Genomic DNA, 16,170 nt, shown 5'->3' with positions numbered 1-16,170 from the left:
ATGAAACCCTGCTTCGAACCTGATCATTTAAGGTCTACGAAGGCTTGTTTTAACGTAGGCTTTCGCTGAGTTTCGCTTTGCTCTACCCGGCCTATGACCTTAACGTAGCGCTCTCAACATAATTTATTCCAAAAAACAGCTTTACATTGTAGACTCTACAATGTAGTATCCAACTGTCAGACAAGCATAACTCAAAACTCAAAACTCAAAACTCAATGAAGAAAACAAAATTAGTCATATAAATAAATTCAACTAACTGAAGAAACCCACATGATCTAATAAACCAACTAGCAATAAAAATGAAAACTACTGAAAAAGAGTCTAAGACCGTTTCAATGGGTGATCTTGAAAGATTTATTTTACTTGCAATCCTTAACAATCGTAACAACAGTTATGGGGTTGAGATACGCCAGGATATAAAGGAAAAAATTGGTAAGGACGTCTCTGTTGGTGCTTTATATACGACTTTAGATAGGCTAGAAACAAAAGGTCTAATTAAATCTAGAGAAGGGGAAGCGACCGATGATCGCGGCGGGCGAGCAAAAAAGTATTTTCAAGTTTCAGCGTTGGGACATAACTCCTTAAATCAATCTCTTCGTGAGATTTCTTTAATGGCTAACGTCAATCCAATCGCAATTTGATATGTTTAATAAAGTTGAAAAATGCAACAAAAAGTATGAAGTAAATCAAATAGGTAAGCTTGAGTCGCTTGCCGTTTTTATAGAAGAAACCAATGATGAATTGGTTTATCGTTTAAATAAACAACGTATAGAGCTTGAGGCATTAAGAGTCAAAAACCGTATGCAACTTCAAAAGTTGTATCTATTGTTAAATTTAGTGGTTTTTCGCAAAAACAGTGAGAGTTTCGCGAAGCCGCCAAAAATTGCCGAATACATATTGTATCTGTTTATTCCAAAAGCCAATAGAAATGCGATTTTAGGTGATTTAGAAGAAGATTATCGCGAAGTCTATAAAAAGTTCGGCCTTAAAAAGGCTCAATTTTTCTACTGGTGGCAATTAATCATATCAATTTGGCCTTTTATCTCTGCTGGTATTCTAAAATTAACAAAGCTGCTATACAACGGAATAATTACTAAGCTTTCTGTTGGAAAGTAATATATGCCGTCTTCTCCTAGTTCTCACTTAACGTGTGGGAACTAGGATTCCTGACGAGTTAGCCAAATTTTTAATACTTCATCCTTCAGTCGATAATTATCAATATCGCATCACCCTGATGAATTGAATATCAGGTTTGTACAATCTCACTTTTTGCCGTTATCTAAACTTGCACATTCTCTATTTTTTCAAGATAAAAACCAAGCACTTGTTTTCCGTTAAGTTTGTTCCTAAGCTAGCCCGCTATTTATCCTCATAGAAGACACTCAATGCGCGGCGTTCATACGGAATCGGAAAAAGAAGTTTACGACGTCGTCGTCATTGGCGCAGGCATTGGAGGGCTCAGTACCGCCGCATTGCTGGCGAAAACCGGCAAGTCGGTGTTGCTGGTGGAAAGGCACGACAGGCCGGGCGGTTATGCTCACGGCTTTAAGCGGCGCAATTTCCATTTCGACTCCGGCGTGCATCTAGTCAGCGGTTGCAGCCCAGAAGGTTACGGCAACGGCAGCACCATTAATAAAATCTGCCGGGCGGTGGGCATCGATCTGGAGGCGCTTTTCATTTCAGTTCCAGCTTATGCCCGCGCGGTGTTTCCTGATTTTGAAATTCCTTTGCGGGCCGGCGAGGCGGCGTTTGTGGAAGGCTTGAGCGAACGTTTTCCGCAAGAAAAAGACCGCTTGCTGGCGCTGATCCGGCTTTGCAAAGTATTGGCGGAAGAAGCGATGCTGGCCGAGGAAGTGTTGTCCCAAAGCAAGGTAACGCGGGTTTCACCCATGCAGATGCTGGGCAATTTGTTCCGCTATCGCCGCACCACGTTGGCCGAGGCGCTGGACGAATTTTTGGTCGATGCCAGCCTGAAAAGCGCTTGCGCGATGCTCTGGCCTTACTTGGGGCTGCCGCCGTCGCAACTGTCGTTTTTGTATTGGGCCTCGATGATGGCCGGTTACACCTACGAAGGCGGTTATTATTGTCGCGGCAGTTTCCAGATTTTCGCCAATCAACTGGCCGCCGCTATCGAAAATCAAGGCGGCGAAGTCTTGCTAAATGCCAGCGTGCGGCGCATTTTAGTCGAGCAAGGCAAAGCCAGTGGCGTCGTCTTGGAAAACGGCCAGGTGATTCGAACAGCAACAGTGGTGTCCAATATCGACATCCAGCACACCGCCGAGTTGTTAATCGGCCTGGAGCATTTGCCGAACGGCTATTGCGAAGGCTTGGCAAAGCTGTCGCCGTCTTTGTCGATCTTCGCCAGCTATATTGCGACCGACCTGCCTCTCTCTGAGCAAGACCATGCTCATGAAGGCTTTTTCTACGAATCGTTCGACCACGAAGCCAGTTATACGCTCAGCCAAACCGGCCAGAGCAACTGGTTTTCTGCAACCCTACCTTCTTTCGCCGATCCCTCACTGGCGCCGCCAGGACAAAGCATCATGATGCTGACCACGCTGTGTCCGTTTGACGTGGGTGAATCCTGGCGCATAGCCAAGAGCGGCTTTCAGCAACGCTTGCTGGAAAAAGCCGAGCAGTATTTTCCCGGTCTAACCGACCATTTGTTGATGGTAGAGTCCGGTTCGCCGCGTACCATGGAACGCTACACCCTTAACCGCCATGGCGCAGCCTATGGTTTTGCACCCAGTCCGGATCAAATCGGCCCGAATCGGCCCAGTGTGGTCGGCGCCCTGCCCGGCTTGTTTCACACCGGCCATTGGACCCGACCAGGCGGTGGCGTGGCTGGCGTGAGTGTCTCCGCCTTACTCGCCGCGCAAGCGGTACTGGGTATCGCCAAGCAAGAGGATTTTTGGAAGATTTTAGGGTTGGACGATTAAGTGGTCTTAAAAAATTAAAGCCCACCTTCTCGCCGGGCACATTGAAGGGGCTTAGGATTAGGACATATAAAACAATAGTTATTGATACCCCTCACCCCAACCCTCTCCCGCGAGGAGAGGGGCTTTTACGACTGCCGTTTTCAGCCATTATTTGGACCGGAAGACAATCGACTTCATCCGCGCCAACTTCGGCGACACCACCGGCACAGTCAGCATGGTACTAAGCACGGCCATCAACAACAGCGCTGTGAAGGTTTCGCTGCTAATGATTTCTTTATCCAGCAAGACATTGGCAAAGATAATCATGATCAAGGCTTTGGTTTGCAGCAACCAACCGATTAACGACGCCTCGCCGCGCTGCCATTTCAGAATTTTTCCGGCCAGATGGATACCCAGCAACTTTCCAAACACCGAGACCAATAACAATAGCCCGGCGACAATCAGCACCGCCGCGCCGCCCATCGCCCAATTGGTTTTTAAGCCGGCACTGATGAAATACACCGGCATCACCGTCAGCAACAGGTGGTGGCGCAACAAGTCCATCTGGGTTTGATTAAACCAGCAACCATCCAAGATCGCACCGGCCAAAAACGCCCCTACCATGAAATGCAACCCGGCCCAATCGGCAGTAAAACCGGTGGCGGCCAATGCGATAATGCCGACATACCAACGGTCACGCTCCGGCAGCCAGGCCATTAATTTCCGAATCCCGTACGCGCTAATCGCAAAACCCAACAGAAAAGCGCCCTGCCGGCCGACCCGCTCCCAATCCAATAGGATCAAGGCCAGCACCGCCCAAATCGCAATATCGTCCATGCTGGCGTAACGCAAGATGCGTTGGCCAATAGGCTGCCGCAGAACTTCCAGTTTTTCCATCAATAAAATCAAAATCGGCAGCGCCGTTACCGCGCAGGACATGCCTATCCCCAGCACAAATTGCCAGGGCATGGCCTTGGCACCCATCCAGCCCTCGAACATCAGCATTCCCAACGCGGCAAGGCAACCCAACCCCAAAGGCATACTTAGCGCCAAACCTGCGGTAATACTGGTTTCCAGCCGGTGCTGCCAGGCTTGGCGTAGATCCAATTCAATACCCGCCACCCAGACAAACAACATCACAGACCACCAAGCAATGCCGTTCAGCGCTTGTATCACCTGTTTGTTAAACACAAAGGCGTAACAGTCAGGAAATGCCGCGCCCAAAATGCCCGGCCCCAGCAAAATCCCGGTAATGATCTGCACCACCACCAAGGGCGCGAAATAATCGGTTCTGCCGATTCGCCAAATCAGATACGGCAGGCTGTAGATGATGGTTAGGGCAATCAGAAATATTTCAGTGGTGTTCATCGGCCAATCGTTTGGAGTCAGTCGCGTTAGGCGGGTATTATTGCAAAATTACCGTCCGTCAACCGATGCATGAAATCCACGATGAAACTAATCCCGTTTTCTTTATTACAGGTGAAACCGCATGTCGCACTCTGAATGCTTCGATGCCGCCGTCATCGGTGGCGGCCCGGCTGGCACCAGCGCGGCGATCATGTTGGCCAGAGCGGGCAAACGCGTAGTGCTGTTCGAACGCTCGCGCTTTCCGCGCTTTCAAATCGGCGAATCTTTATTGCCGGCTTGCTGGGAAATCTGGCGGCGATTGGGCGTCACCGAAAAAATCGAAGCCGAAGGCTTTACGGTCAAGCAAGGCGCAAACTTTGGCATGTTTAATCAAAAACCGGATGTGTTGCTGCTGACGGCGGAATATCCAGGTTATTTCGAAAGACCCTATACCTATCACGTGGAACGCGCCCGCTTCGATGAAATTTTGCTGGAGCATGCGGCCGAATGCGGTGTGGAGGTGCGGCGGGAATGGTCGGTGGCCGACGTGTTATTCGACGGCGAACGGGCAATTGGCGTCAGCGCCGGCAAGAATGGCGCTGACCCTGCGCCGATTCATGCGTCAGTGGTCATCGACGCCTCCGGGCGCGAGTCGCTAATCGCCCGCAAATTAAACTGGCGGCGGCCTTTGCCCGAACTGAACAAAATTGCCCATTTCGCCCATTTCAAAGGCGGCTTTCGCCGCGACCCGCACGGGTTTATCAATTTTGGCGAGGTGATGGACGGCTCGGTGACCACCGACATCCACACCATCGACGGCGGCTGGGTTTGGTACATTCCGTTACGAGACAATATCACCAGCGTCGGTGCGGTGTTGGACACCCGCTTCGCGAAGAGCCTCGGCGATTCACCGCAACAACGCTTCGAGACAGCCATTCAAAGCTGCGAGTGCGTGCGCGAATGGCTGGTAGGCGCGGAGCAAGCCATGGACATCAAAACCATATCGTCCATTGGCTATATGAACGAACGCTTTCACGGCGACGGCTTTTTGCTGGTCGGCGATGCCTCGATGTTTGTCGATCCGGTCTTCTCCGCCGGCGTTACGCTGGCAATGCGCAGCGGCGTTTACGCCGCTGATGCGGTGCTCGACGGTTTTGCCAACGGCGACGATTTTAGTGCCGCGCGCTTCAGTCTATACGAAGCCCGCATCCGCGAACCGATGGGGCGGATATTCCAGATGATTTACAACTGGTACCGGATCCTGGAACAAAAAGACGCCAACAACATCATCCTCCGCTCCCGCCAAAGCCCCATGCTGCGGGAACGGTTTATCGTCCTGCTCTCCGGTGGCTACGATAAAGTCAGCATGCAGCAGATACTGGAAGCGGCGGATGAGCCTGATTCGACTTATTTGATTTCGTAATACTGACTCTCAGCAGTTCTGGCTACAAATTTAAAACTCCCGATAATTGCGTAGGCTGCGTTGAATAACAATGAAACCCGGCATGTCAGCTGATAAGTTTTATACTTCAAATAACCGTGGGAACGTAAAGAAATTCTATTATTTCAAAGTACTTGCTGGGTTTCGCGTTGCTCTACCCGGCCTACGATCATTTTTTACAGAAAGTAAACACTCAATTGTAATAGCAAACTGAAGTAATCTTACCAGGAAATAATATTTTTACTTGTATGTGACTTTGTCACTGATAAATATTAGATTCCGCCTTATATTGAAATCGCCTAGTAATGCATCTGGTGGTATTGATCCCAGAGGCCGATTAAGGCATCTTTCAGATAATTAAATAATAAGGTAGGAATTCCATGTTAGATTTAATGTTAAAGTTTGCTTCGAGTATTTTACAAATGAACCTTAGAGATCACCATGACATACCGTTTGCTTTACCGTTGGTATTTGCGGCGGTACTAGGGTTTATATTAGGATTTATTATTTTGAGATTCATTGGCAATGAACAAAAAGAGGATGCCAAGCAAGAAAACTAACTCTGATCGTTAAAATGGGAGATTTTATGCAATGCATCAAAATTAATATTCGAAATAGCACCTCTGCTCAAGCTTAGCCAACCATAACTTTCAAAACGCTTCAGATGGCGGGATACCACTTCACGAGCTGAACCTAACTCCAAGGCCAGCTCGTTATGGGTTTTGTGCAAGGTTTTTTCGCCGCTTGCCAGTAACGCTTTGGCGAGTTTTTGCTCGACACTGCCAAAAGAAATGCTTTCCATCCGCTTGATAACATCGGCCAAGCGTTGGGAGAAATTACGAAATACGAATTCGCGAAAAAAGGTAGATTGTTCTAAACAGCGATGAAAAATATGCGCCGGAATCGCAAAGGCGCTCACTTCGGTTTCGGTATAGCCTTCGGCGGGATAATTATTATTACCCAATAAACAAGAGGTCGTTAGTACGCAAGAGTCGCCGGCAAGCACATGATAAAGCAATATTTCGCGGCCATCGGTTGACATGATTTGTGCTTTGACACTGCCGGATAATATCAATAAGTAATTATCACAAATTTTGCCTGGATAAAACACTTGTTGGCGAGCCGGCAAAGTAACCATAATTGCTGCATCCATTAATTGCTTGATAACTTTATCGTTACTAGCAATAAACTCCGGAAAATGCAACTTCCATAATGTCTCGTGCATATTAAGCTGCCTTTATAAATGCCAGCTATCGGCAAGCGAAATTAAATTTTGTTACGGGCGTTTAGTTCGCGCCTGATTTTGCCGGAGCCAGTTCGAATATAATAATTTCCGCCTCGCCTTTGCCGACATTTTCCACGGTCATTTCAGCCCCGGTTTCCCAAAATACTTCGCCTTGGCTATAGACTTTGGTTTGGCCGTCATCCTCGACCTGGAGTTTACCCCTAACCACATAGCGCGGTCCCGGTCCTTCGTGGGTGTGTAACGGCGTTTTATAGCCTTTTGGAAACAGCACGCGTAACACATGGCTCTCCACTTCCTTGCTGGTTAGCGATATGGGTTTCTTCAGCAATAGCTCACGCGAAAATTTACTTGATGACTCGTCTGCGCTGACGAGCGGCGATACAGCTACCAGTAACGCCAATGCGGAAGTTAAATAAAAAACGCGGTTTGAATGATTCATAAGTTTTGATCCGATAGGGTTTGGGATTAGTTTAACCGGCTTATGAGCTACAGGAATACAGAAACCCGGCACTCACACCATGAGCGACAACACTATTCCTCGAGAATTACTTCCTTAGGCATTTCGCGGTTAATCAGGAAATATACCAGTGGAATCACCACCAGCGAAAATAAGGTGGAGGCGATAATCCCGAAGATAAAGCTCCAAGCCAAGCCCGAGAAGATGGGGTCGAGGACTATCATCACCGAACCCAGCACCGCAGAAGCCGCTGTTAAAAAGATCGGATTCAAGCGGGTGGCGCCGGCTTCGATTATGGCCTCGGCCAAACTAATGTCGGGATTACCGCGATAGATGTTCTCGATAAAATCGATCAGGATGATCGAATTGCGCACCACGATCCCAGCCAAGGCAATCATGCCTATCATGGCCGTGGCGGTGAAATACACCGGATCGGCATATTGACCCACATCCGCCGCAAACAGGTTGATAAACCAAAAGCCCGGCATGATGCCGATCACCGTCAGGGGAATGGCGATCATCATGATCAGCGGCACACCCAAAGACCCGGTCTGCCCCACCAACAGGATATAGATCATCACCATCGCTGCCGCGAACGCCAGACCCAGGTCGCGGAATACATCGACGGTGATTTTCCATTCGCCCTCCCCGGCCATTTCCGCGCTGTAACCGGGCGGCAGAGGTTGCTGTTCCAAGGCATCCTGCAGATCCCACACCGCTTCCACAGGGCTGCGGCCGGCCATTTCGCCCAGCACATACGACACCTGGCGCAAGTTTTTGTGGTAGATGGTTTGATCGGCAAGTTCATGACTGAATCGACCGATTTCGCTTAAGCGGATTAAATCACCTTTCGCCGACTTAACCGACAGGTTTAACAAATCGGCTTCCGAGGAACGCGCGGCTCTGGGGTATTGCAGCGTGATCAACAAAGGTTGCCTTTCGCTGGCGATATGCAAAGTACCGGCAACGCCGCCTTCCACCGCCAGTTTCAAACTGCTGGCCACCTGTTGATTGGTAATCCCCAACAGCGCCGCTTTGTCCTGATTCAACACAAATTGCCATTGGTCTTGCGGCGCTTGCACATAGTCGTCCACATCCACCACGCCGTCGGTGACCTGCAAATGTTGACGAACTTGTTTGGATACGCTCACCAAATCCTGATAACCGGCTTCCGGCGGCCCGTAGATTTCCGCGACCACGCTGGACAACACCGGCGGCCCCGGCGGCATTTCCACAATTTTGAGATTGGCCCCGTATTTTTGGCCGATCCGTTCTATATCCGGACGCATCCTTAAGGCAATGGCGTGGGATTGTTGCGCGCGGCGGAATTTATCCACCAGAATAATACGCAGATCGCCGACATAAGCACCCTGGCGTAAATAGTAATGCCGAACCAAGCCATTAAAATCCATAGGCGATGCCAAACCGACATAAGTCTGATAGCTGCTGACTTCGTTCACCGTGGCCAGATATTGCCCCAAGGCCGACGCGACTTCATTGGTAGCTTCCAAAGACGAGCCGCGCGGCATGTCGATCACCAATTGCAGCTCGTTTTTATTGTCAAACGGCAGCAATTTCAATGGCACCACTCGGGTCACGGCCATCAGCGTGGACAAGACAAATGCCACAAACACCGCCAGTAAAAACCACAAGGCTTTGGATTTATGGCTCAACAGCGGAGCCATGATCGCTTGATAAACCTTGAAACCACGGGTTTCCTGGAGACGAAACGCCGGGCCGTGATCTTTACCGTAATCGCCTTTTAACAACTTATAGCTGGCCCAGGGCGTCACCGTAAAGGCGATCAGCAAGGACATTAACATCGCAATCGGCACGTTAAAGGCCATGGGCGCCATATACGGCCCCATCATCCCGGTAATAAAAAACATCGGTACGAAGGACATGATCACCGCGAAGGTTGCCAAGATGGTTGGCGGACGAATTTCGTCTACCGCCGTCAGTAAAGCCTGTAACGGCGGCTCTTTGCGCAGTTTGTAATGACGATGAATGTTCTCGACGTCGACAATCGGGTCATCGACCAGCAAACCCAAGGACAAAATCAACGCGAACAGCGTCACCCGGTTGATGGTGTAACCAAAGATCAAGTCGCACAGCAAGGTAATCGCAAAGGTCATCGGCACTGCCAAGGACACGATCAGCGATTCCTTAAAACCCAAGGCCAGCGCCAGCAGGACAATGATGGTCAGAATCGCGATGCTCAGATGCATCACCAATTCATTGACCTTGTGATCGGCGGTTTCGCCGTAGTTGCGGGTGACCGTGACCAGCACTTCATCCGGAATCAGCGTGCCATGTAGTTCTTCGGTTAAGGCCAGCACTTGCTCGGCCACACCGACCGCGTTGCTACCGCGGCGTTTGGCGATGGCGATAGTAGCCATTTGTCGCTCTTCGCCCGCTACTGGTAAAGAACCGTCCTTATGCCCTACCGTTTTCATTTGCTCAACGCCGGGACCGAAGCCGATGCGCGTGTAATAGTCCGTGTCTTGCGGACCATCGACGATTTGCGCCACATCGCGCAAATACACCAAGCGGCCTGCGACGTTTTTTAAGACCGTCGCCCCGATCTGCTCCGGGGTTTCGTAATGCGGCCCGGCTTCCAGCAGAATTTCGCTATTATTCTGATTCAAACGTCCGGCTGGCAGATTGACGTTGCTCTGCGCCAAAGCTTGCTGTATTTCCGGCAGACTTAAGCCGCTGGCTTGCAACTTGGCGGGGTCGGGATATACCGAGATTTGCCGTGGCGCCGCGCCGATGACCCAACTTTTGCCCACGTCGTCGATGGCGCGCAAACGCTCAATCAGCTCTTCGGCGATCCGCCGCACCGCCATGATGTCTTCATGCGCCTTGGGCATGGACAGACTCAGCAGCAAGATCGGCACGTCATCAATTTCCACCGGCTTGACCACCCAATCGCTGACGCCGGGCGGGATGATGTCGAGGTTGGCTTGCAGTTTATCGCGGGTTTTGATCAAGCTGTCTTCGATACTCTCGCCCACCCGATAGCGCACCGTCACCAGCGCTTCGCCGGGTCGAGAGGCGGAATAGACATATTCCACGCCCTGAATTTGCTTCAATAATACTTCCAGCGGCGTGGTCACGCGTTTTTCCACTTCTTCGCTGCTGGCGCCCGGATAATGTACAAACACATCCATCACCGGCACGATGATTTGCGGGTCTTCCTCGCGTGGCGTCAAAGTCAGCGCCGCCGCACCTGCTAACAGCGAAATCAATAAAAACAGCAGCGATAAATGCGAGGTGGTGAATAAACGAACGATGGCAACCGTCAGGCTGTCCTTTTTCGCTTCCATGGTTTTGTTCACTTCGCTCATTGCCCCAACCCAGCGTTACTCAAGATAGTTTCACCTGCGCGCAGTCCGGATAGTATTTCGACTTGGTCGCCATACTGCTTACCGGTGCGAATATGCCGGGTAAGCAGCCGTTGCCCATCCAGCACTTTGACGGCTTGCAGTTGCCCGTAATGCAAAATAGCCGCCGAAGGGATCATCACCGCTTGCTGCGCGCTGGCGCACGCCAGTTCCAGCCAAGCGAATTGGCCATGCTGCAAACCAGGCAGATTCGGCAATTTAACTTTTACCGCCAGGGTGCGGGTTTGCGGATCAATTTCCGGCGCAATTTCGTCGACCGTCGCCGACAGCGTTTGCTGCGGCGTATCGAAGCGCACTTTTACTTCCATACCCAACTTAATGGCTGCGGCACAGTGGCTGGCAATCGAAGCTTCCAGACGTAAGTCATCGGGTTTGTGCAAGGTGACGATGGCTTGATTGGGCAAGCCCATGTCGCCCGGCTCTTGCAAACGCTCACCCACTACCCCTTCGAAAGGCGCGTAGAGCACATTTTCACCTAGCATCACTTTACTCTGTTGCGCGGAACTGGCAGCTTGATTGGCCATGGCTCTGGCGCTTTGCGCTTGCGCCAGCACGGCTTCGTAGTTTTGCCGGGTGGCCGCTTGCTTATTGTATAGATCAATGATGCGTTTTTCTTCGGCATTGGCCTGGGCCGCTTGAGCCTGGGCCGCCGCCTGTCCCGCGCTAGCGGCGTTGTAAGCCGCCCGTAAATCACGGTCGTCTAAACGAGCGATGACTTGGCCTTGTTTGACTTTGTCGCCCGGATTGACGGCTACTTCCAGAATGCGCGCATTTAATTTAGGGGCAATCTTGGCGGCCAAACGCGATCTTACGACGCCTTGCCAGGACAAATTGTTCTCCGCCGTCTGTGTGCCCACTTTTAAAGTCTGGGCACCAGCGGGCAAGCTACTCTCAGGCAAAGCAGTGTTGCCGGATTCGGTCTTTTTCTCGCCGCCCAAGATACCCAGCGCAAATAAAATCACCAGCAACAGCGCCGTGATTGCAGCCGCGGGGATAAGCCATCTCGGCGAATGTGATTCAGAAAATTGTTCGGTCATCGTGACTCCTTTATTGCCAGTAACCGGTGGCTTGCTTCAGTTCCGCTTCGGCCCGCAAGGCATCGAAACGCGCGGTGATTTGTCGGGTATGGGCCTTATCGCGCGCGACCTCGGCTTCAATATAACGAGTCACCGTCACCACACCGGCTTGGCGCTGTTCATTGACTAAGCGCAAGGCTTCCTCTGCGGCTTTTACCGCTACGGCGCTAACTTCCGCTCTACTCAGGGCGTCTTGTAGTTTGACTTGCGCCGATTTCAGCTGATGTTCAATGCGTAAGCGGGTCTGCCTGGCGGCCTCTTGGGCGGCGGTTAATTCGTGCTCGGCTTTCTTGATTTTTTCTTGTGTGGCAAAACCGGAAAACACATCCACTTCCACCATCACGCCCGCCGTGACGTTATCGCGATTGCTGCTAAAGGCCAGATCTTTGCTGTCAGAACCATAGCTGACAAAAGCGTCGGCGCGGGGTAAGTGGGCTGCTTGCGCCACATCCAGCTGACGTTCGGCCATCGCCACGCGCTTCTGGGCAGCTTGCAACTCAGGGTGACTGCTTAGCGCCTGATTGAGTAATTCGTCGAAAACCGCAGGGTTGGCCGGTAATGCGGCTTGCTGCGTCGAGTTAATGGCAAAGGGGGCGTTGGTCGGCAATCCCAGCAAGGTTTTCAACATGCTTTGCGCCAACTCAATAGCGTTAGCGGCCTGGATTTCAGCATCCTTGGCTTCAGCCAGTTGCACTTCCAGGGACAACACGTCGGATTTCAAGACGGTGCCGGCATCGAAGCGAATCCGTGACTGATCCAGCTCGCTTTGCACTGCTGTAATGGAACGCTGACTAATCTCGTGTGCTTCCATTGCTGCCAATTCGCCGTAATAAGCTGCCGTGACATTATTGACTAATTGATTACGGGTCGCGGCCTTTTCCAGTTCCGAGGTTTCGATACCCAGTTCCGCGGCCTGTTTACGGTAGTAATCCTGACCACCACGAAACAACGCGTACGTCGCCGTCACTTGTGGCCGATAGTTATCCACGCCGCCGGGATGATTAAAGTCGTTGCCGGCAAAGCTGAGCCGGCGCTGGGCAATGATCATCGCAAAGGCCTGCGCCGGATTATCGCTATGCTGATACGACAAGCTGGCTTTGATTTGCGGGTAAAAACTGGCCAAGGATTCGCCCAACTGTGCATTGGCCTGTTCGATACGGGCTTGCATCATGCCAAGCTCGGGATTGTTCGCCAATGCGGTTTCAATGGCTTGCTCCAGGTTGTATTGACTGGGTTCAGCATCGGCCAAAGCCGTATCCGTAACCAGTATCAGTGCGAAGGCCAGCCGCCAAAAATATCGATGTGTCATTGATTAATCTGCATTCAGTTAGGGCAAATGGGGTGGTATGGAAGCTTAGACGCCCGGTTCCATTGGTAAACCAAGGGCACAGTCGTGTTCGTCATTCCATACCAGCACGGCATAAACCAGTGTCAGCCTTTCAGACGCATAATGCCAAACATTTTTAAGGTCAGTTTTTCATAGTAAGGCTCGCTGATACCCTTGCGAACTTTACGCATAAAGTACTTTTCATAACCAATTTTAGCTAAATGCACCCATTTACCACTAGAAGCCCACTGCACGTTGCGGGGCGGAATTTGCGGCATGGCCAGGAACGCGACGCCCGAATCGCCAAAATCCGCCAGACACAATGCATTCCAGGTGCCCTTTTCTTTAGGCTGCTTGCCATCCAGTTCCGCACGGATATTATGCGCGGTGGCGGTGACCATAGACTCGATCATGTAACCGGTTTTTGGCGTACCGGTAGGCACCGGGGTTTGTTCCAGCGGCGGAATGGCGATGCAGACGCCGATTGAATAGACATTTTTAAAGGTGGGGTTGCGTTGATTCTCGTCAACAATGACAAAACCCCTTGGATTCACCAGCTTATCAATGCCACTCAAGGCATCGACACCTTTAAAGGCCGGCAGAATCATACTGTGCTTAAACGGCAACTCGTGTTTCTTTTTCTCCTGGCCGTTTTCATCGACTTCAGTGACATACATCATGCCGGCTTCGATCTTGTCGATTTTGGCATTGCAGATCCAGTTGATGTGCTTGCTACGCATCTCCGCTTCGAGCATGCCTTTGGTATCACCCACGCCACCCAAACCCAAATGGCCGACATAAGGCTCTGAGGTGACATAAGTCATTTTGACTTTATCGCGGATTTTACGCTGGCGCAGGTCGGTTTCGGCGATGAACATATATTCATACGCAGGGCCAAAGCAGGACGCACCTTGGGCGGCGCCGACGATAATCGGACCGGGATCTTCGACAAACTTGTCCCAAAATTCACCGGATTCGCCGGCATGATCGACATGGCACACCGATTGGGTATGGCCGTTGGGGCCCAAACCCGGTACTTCGTCAAATGCCAGTTTTGGGCCGGTGGCGATCACTAAGAAATCGTAATCGACCTGAGAGCCATCGGCCAATTCCACTTGATTGTTTTCCGGGTGGAAACGCGTGACTTTTTGTTGGATAAAACCGATCTTCTTTTTTTTGAACATGGGTGCCAACTCCACCTTGATGTCTTCCGGCTTGCGCCAGTTAACCGCCACCCAAGGATTGGACGGTACAAAGTGAAAGGTCGGCGTATCGGCGATCACCACCACCTCGTCTTCCTTCCGGGCGTTTTCTTTCATTTCCAATGCCATCGGGATGCCGCCGATGCCCGCGCCTACGATTACAATTTTTGCCATGAGACTACTCCTAATTGAAAGATAATTATTTTTTGCCGCTGTTATTGGCAGCTTTCTTTAACGCCCAATTTTTTAAGAATCATTTCCAGCGGGCAGAATCGGGTAAAACCGCTTTGAAACAAATTGGCCCCGACGAACGCGGTAAACCAAAGCCAGTTGCTTGATTGAAATAAAGGACTGCCTTCAACGCCCAGACTCAGCGACAGCAGCACAAATAAGCCGGCGACGATGCGCACAATACGGTCTGTGGTCATGACAATCTCTCCTTGCTGCGTTGCGCCAAACTTTCGCAAGATTGATCGATGCCGTGATGATCGATGTCGCACACCGATTCCAGCCACATGGCGTTGATGATGGCGAAGGACGCCGCGAAACCGACGCCGAGTATCCAAGCGAAATACCACATGATGTGTCTCCTTAGTAAAGTGTGTGGCTGTCTTTAAGAACAGCGGCTTCGGTCACGCTGCCCCACATCACCCGGTACACAAAACGGGTGTAGAGCAGCACGATGGGCAAAAATATGATAGTGATCCAAAAGCCCAGCAATAAGGTGTTGTGGCTGGAGGTACCGTCCCACAAAGTCAGACTGGAGCCGGGAGCGGTTGAGGAAATCAGCAGGAAAGGAAACAAACCAAAACCCACGGTCAGCGCTACACCGACTACACCCAGACTACTAAGTACGAAGGCCCCCATCCTGGACTCGCCCCTACCTAACAACCAAGCCAGCCCGATACCGACAAACCCAGTCAGCGGTGCCAGCCACATCCAGGGATAAGTCATGAAATGTTGCAACCAGCTTGCGCCTTGGGCTATCACGGTTTTATGCAGCGGGTTGGACGGCGCATCGGTAGCCGCCATCTGCGTAATTTCCGGGCGATCGATACCAAGGAATACCCAGAGCGTTGCCAATGTTAACGCGACTAACAACATCGGCCCAAGGGCATTAACGGTATTCACGGCGCGGTCATGAATTACACCTTCACTCCGCCATTTCAGAAACAATGCGCCGTGAAAGGTCGTGAGCAACAGCCCGGTCACGCCGCATAGCAAGGCAAACGGACTAAGCAAACCCCAGAAGGAACCGTCGTAAAACGAGCGCAGATCTTGGTCGAAATGAAACGGCAGGCCCAGAATCAAATTGCCCACCAATACGCCGAGTAGAACCGGCGGCAAGCTGCTGCCGATGAACAGACTCCAATCCCAACTGTTGCGCCAGCGCGGGTCTTCGATCTTGCTGCGATAATCAAAAGCGGCCGGGCGAAAGAACAGGGAAAACAACACCAATAGCATCGCCGCATACAGCCCGGAAAACAGCGTGGCATACACTGCCGGCCAAATCGCGAATATCGCGCCGCCCAACAGCACCAGCCAAACCTGATTGCCTTCCCAGGTGGCGCCGACGGTGTTGATAATCACCCGGCGCTCCACGTCGGTTTTGCCGATAAACGGCAGCAAGGTGCCAACCCCGAAATCAAAGCCTTCGGTCAATGCGAATGCAATGCCGACGACACCGATAAAGACCCACCAAATCAGGCGGATAGTTTCATAATCAAACATAATGAACTCCTGTTGACA

At 51.2% G+C, this 16,170-nt stretch carries 15 protein-coding genes; 5 read left to right on the top strand and 10 right to left on the bottom strand.

Going from position 1 to position 16,170, the window contains the following annotated elements:
- Positions 1–299: 299 nt before the first annotated feature.
- The 3 genes from NP589_RS12315 (at position 300) to NP589_RS12305 (ending at position 2,939) form a co-directional block, all read left to right on the top strand.
- Positions 300–641, top strand: a complete 342-nt coding sequence (locus NP589_RS12315) for a PadR family transcriptional regulator (protein WP_256607265.1) — start codon at positions 300–302, stop codon at positions 639–641.
- A gap of 1 nt (position 642) precedes the next feature.
- Complete coding sequence (locus NP589_RS12310) at positions 643–1,116, top strand: permease prefix domain 2-containing transporter (protein WP_256607264.1); 474 nt, start codon at positions 643–645, stop codon at positions 1,114–1,116.
- A 269-nt stretch (positions 1,117–1,385) separates the two neighbouring features.
- Positions 1,386–2,939 carry a phytoene desaturase family protein gene (locus tag NP589_RS12305; RefSeq protein WP_256607263.1) on the top strand — a complete coding sequence of 518 codons (1,554 nt, stop codon included), beginning with the start codon at positions 1,386–1,388 and terminating at the stop codon, positions 2,937–2,939.
- Positions 2,940–3,086: 147 nt separating this feature from the next.
- On the opposite strand, the gene NP589_RS12300 is transcribed toward NP589_RS12305, so the two are convergent.
- The gene (locus NP589_RS12300) at positions 3,087–4,286 is read right to left on the bottom strand and encodes a cation:proton antiporter (RefSeq protein ID WP_256607262.1); all 1,200 of its coding nucleotides are present in this window, start codon (positions 4,284–4,286) and stop codon (positions 3,087–3,089) included.
- A 121-nt stretch (positions 4,287–4,407) separates the two neighbouring features.
- Between NP589_RS12300 and NP589_RS12295 the strand changes: the two genes are divergently transcribed.
- Positions 4,408–5,688 (top strand): NAD(P)/FAD-dependent oxidoreductase, encoded by a 1,281-nt coding sequence (locus NP589_RS12295; protein WP_256607261.1) that lies wholly within the window; start codon positions 4,408–4,410, stop codon positions 5,686–5,688.
- Positions 5,689–6,086: 398 nt separating this feature from the next.
- Positions 6,087–6,266 carry a hypothetical protein gene (locus NP589_RS12290; RefSeq protein WP_256607260.1) on the top strand — a complete coding sequence of 60 codons (180 nt, stop codon included), beginning with the start codon at positions 6,087–6,089 and terminating at the stop codon, positions 6,264–6,266.
- On the opposite strand, the gene NP589_RS12285 is transcribed toward NP589_RS12290, so the two are convergent.
- From NP589_RS12285 to cydB, 9 genes are all read right to left on the bottom strand, one after another.
- Positions 6,263–6,931 (bottom strand): Crp/Fnr family transcriptional regulator, encoded by a 669-nt coding sequence (locus NP589_RS12285; protein WP_256607259.1) that lies wholly within the window; start codon positions 6,929–6,931, stop codon positions 6,263–6,265. The two genes, NP589_RS12290 and NP589_RS12285, sit on opposite strands and share 4 nt — an antisense overlap.
- A gap of 61 nt (positions 6,932–6,992) precedes the next feature.
- The gene (locus NP589_RS12280; RefSeq protein WP_256607258.1) at positions 6,993–7,391 is read right to left on the bottom strand and encodes a cupin domain-containing protein; all 399 of its coding nucleotides are present in this window, start codon (positions 7,389–7,391) and stop codon (positions 6,993–6,995) included.
- A 92-nt stretch (positions 7,392–7,483) separates the two neighbouring features.
- Entirely contained in the window at positions 7,484–10,759 is a 3,276-nt protein-coding gene (locus NP589_RS12275; protein WP_256607257.1) for an efflux RND transporter permease subunit, read from the bottom strand.
- Entirely contained in the window at positions 10,756–11,853 is a 1,098-nt protein-coding gene (locus NP589_RS12270; protein ID WP_256607256.1) for an efflux RND transporter periplasmic adaptor subunit, read from the bottom strand. The genes NP589_RS12275 and NP589_RS12270 overlap by 4 nt, the downstream gene beginning before the upstream one ends.
- A 10-nt stretch (positions 11,854–11,863) precedes the next feature.
- Complete coding sequence (locus NP589_RS12265; protein WP_256607255.1) at positions 11,864–13,201, bottom strand: TolC family protein; 1,338 nt, start codon at positions 13,199–13,201, stop codon at positions 11,864–11,866.
- A 122-nt stretch (positions 13,202–13,323) separates the two neighbouring features.
- On the bottom strand, positions 13,324–14,595 hold the full coding sequence (locus NP589_RS12260; RefSeq protein WP_256607254.1) for an NAD(P)/FAD-dependent oxidoreductase: 1,272 nt from the start codon (positions 14,593–14,595) through the stop codon (positions 13,324–13,326).
- Positions 14,596–14,636: 41 nt separating this feature from the next.
- Complete coding sequence (locus NP589_RS12255; protein WP_256607253.1) at positions 14,637–14,849, bottom strand: YgaP family membrane protein; 213 nt, start codon at positions 14,847–14,849, stop codon at positions 14,637–14,639.
- Entirely contained in the window at positions 14,846–15,001 is a 156-nt protein-coding gene (cydX, locus tag NP589_RS21760) for a cytochrome bd-I oxidase subunit CydX (protein ID WP_020481307.1), read from the bottom strand. The genes NP589_RS12255 and cydX overlap by 4 nt, the downstream gene beginning before the upstream one ends.
- Positions 15,002–15,012: 11 nt before the next feature.
- Complete coding sequence (gene cydB / locus NP589_RS12245; protein WP_256607252.1) at positions 15,013–16,152, bottom strand: cytochrome d ubiquinol oxidase subunit II; 1,140 nt, start codon at positions 16,150–16,152, stop codon at positions 15,013–15,015.
- Positions 16,153–16,170 lie beyond the last annotated feature (18 nt).

It is taken from the genome of Methylomonas rosea (assembly GCF_024505055.1).
GTDB classification, from domain to species: Bacteria; Pseudomonadota; Gammaproteobacteria; order Methylococcales; family Methylomonadaceae; genus Methylomonas; species Methylomonas rosea.
This window is presented reverse-complemented; position numbering and strand designations above follow the sequence as displayed.

What these genes read in the sequence shown, in the direction of transcription:
- NP589_RS12315 (WP_256607265.1), top strand. Translation starts at nt 300, where the DNA reads ATGAAAACTACTGAAAAAGAGTCTAAGACCGTTTCAATGGGTGATCTT.
- NP589_RS12310 (WP_256607264.1), top strand. Translation starts at nt 643, where the DNA reads ATGTTTAATAAAGTTGAAAAATGCAACAAAAAGTATGAAGTAAATCAA.
- NP589_RS12305 (WP_256607263.1), top strand. Translation starts at nt 1,386, where the DNA reads ATGCGCGGCGTTCATACGGAATCGGAAAAAGAAGTTTACGACGTCGTC.
- NP589_RS12300 (WP_256607262.1), bottom strand. Translation starts at nt 4,286, where the DNA reads ATGAACACCACTGAAATATTTCTGATTGCCCTAACCATCATCTACAGC.
- NP589_RS12295 (WP_256607261.1), top strand. Translation starts at nt 4,408, where the DNA reads ATGTCGCACTCTGAATGCTTCGATGCCGCCGTCATCGGTGGCGGCCCG.
- NP589_RS12290 (WP_256607260.1), top strand. Translation starts at nt 6,087, where the DNA reads ATGTTAGATTTAATGTTAAAGTTTGCTTCGAGTATTTTACAAATGAAC.
- NP589_RS12285 (WP_256607259.1), bottom strand. Translation starts at nt 6,931, where the DNA reads ATGCACGAGACATTATGGAAGTTGCATTTTCCGGAGTTTATTGCTAGT.
- NP589_RS12280 (WP_256607258.1), bottom strand. Translation starts at nt 7,391, where the DNA reads ATGAATCATTCAAACCGCGTTTTTTATTTAACTTCCGCATTGGCGTTA.
- NP589_RS12275 (WP_256607257.1), bottom strand. Translation starts at nt 10,759, where the DNA reads ATGAGCGAAGTGAACAAAACCATGGAAGCGAAAAAGGACAGCCTGACG.
- NP589_RS12270 (WP_256607256.1), bottom strand. Translation starts at nt 11,853, where the DNA reads ATGACCGAACAATTTTCTGAATCACATTCGCCGAGATGGCTTATCCCC.
- NP589_RS12265 (WP_256607255.1), bottom strand. Translation starts at nt 13,201, where the DNA reads ATGACACATCGATATTTTTGGCGGCTGGCCTTCGCACTGATACTGGTT.
- NP589_RS12260 (WP_256607254.1), bottom strand. Translation starts at nt 14,595, where the DNA reads ATGGCAAAAATTGTAATCGTAGGCGCGGGCATCGGCGGCATCCCGATG.
- NP589_RS12255 (WP_256607253.1), bottom strand. Translation starts at nt 14,849, where the DNA reads ATGACCACAGACCGTATTGTGCGCATCGTCGCCGGCTTATTTGTGCTG.
- cydX (WP_020481307.1), bottom strand. Translation starts at nt 15,001, where the DNA reads ATGTGGTATTTCGCTTGGATACTCGGCGTCGGTTTCGCGGCGTCCTTC.
- cydB (WP_256607252.1), bottom strand. Translation starts at nt 16,152, where the DNA reads ATGTTTGATTATGAAACTATCCGCCTGATTTGGTGGGTCTTTATCGGT.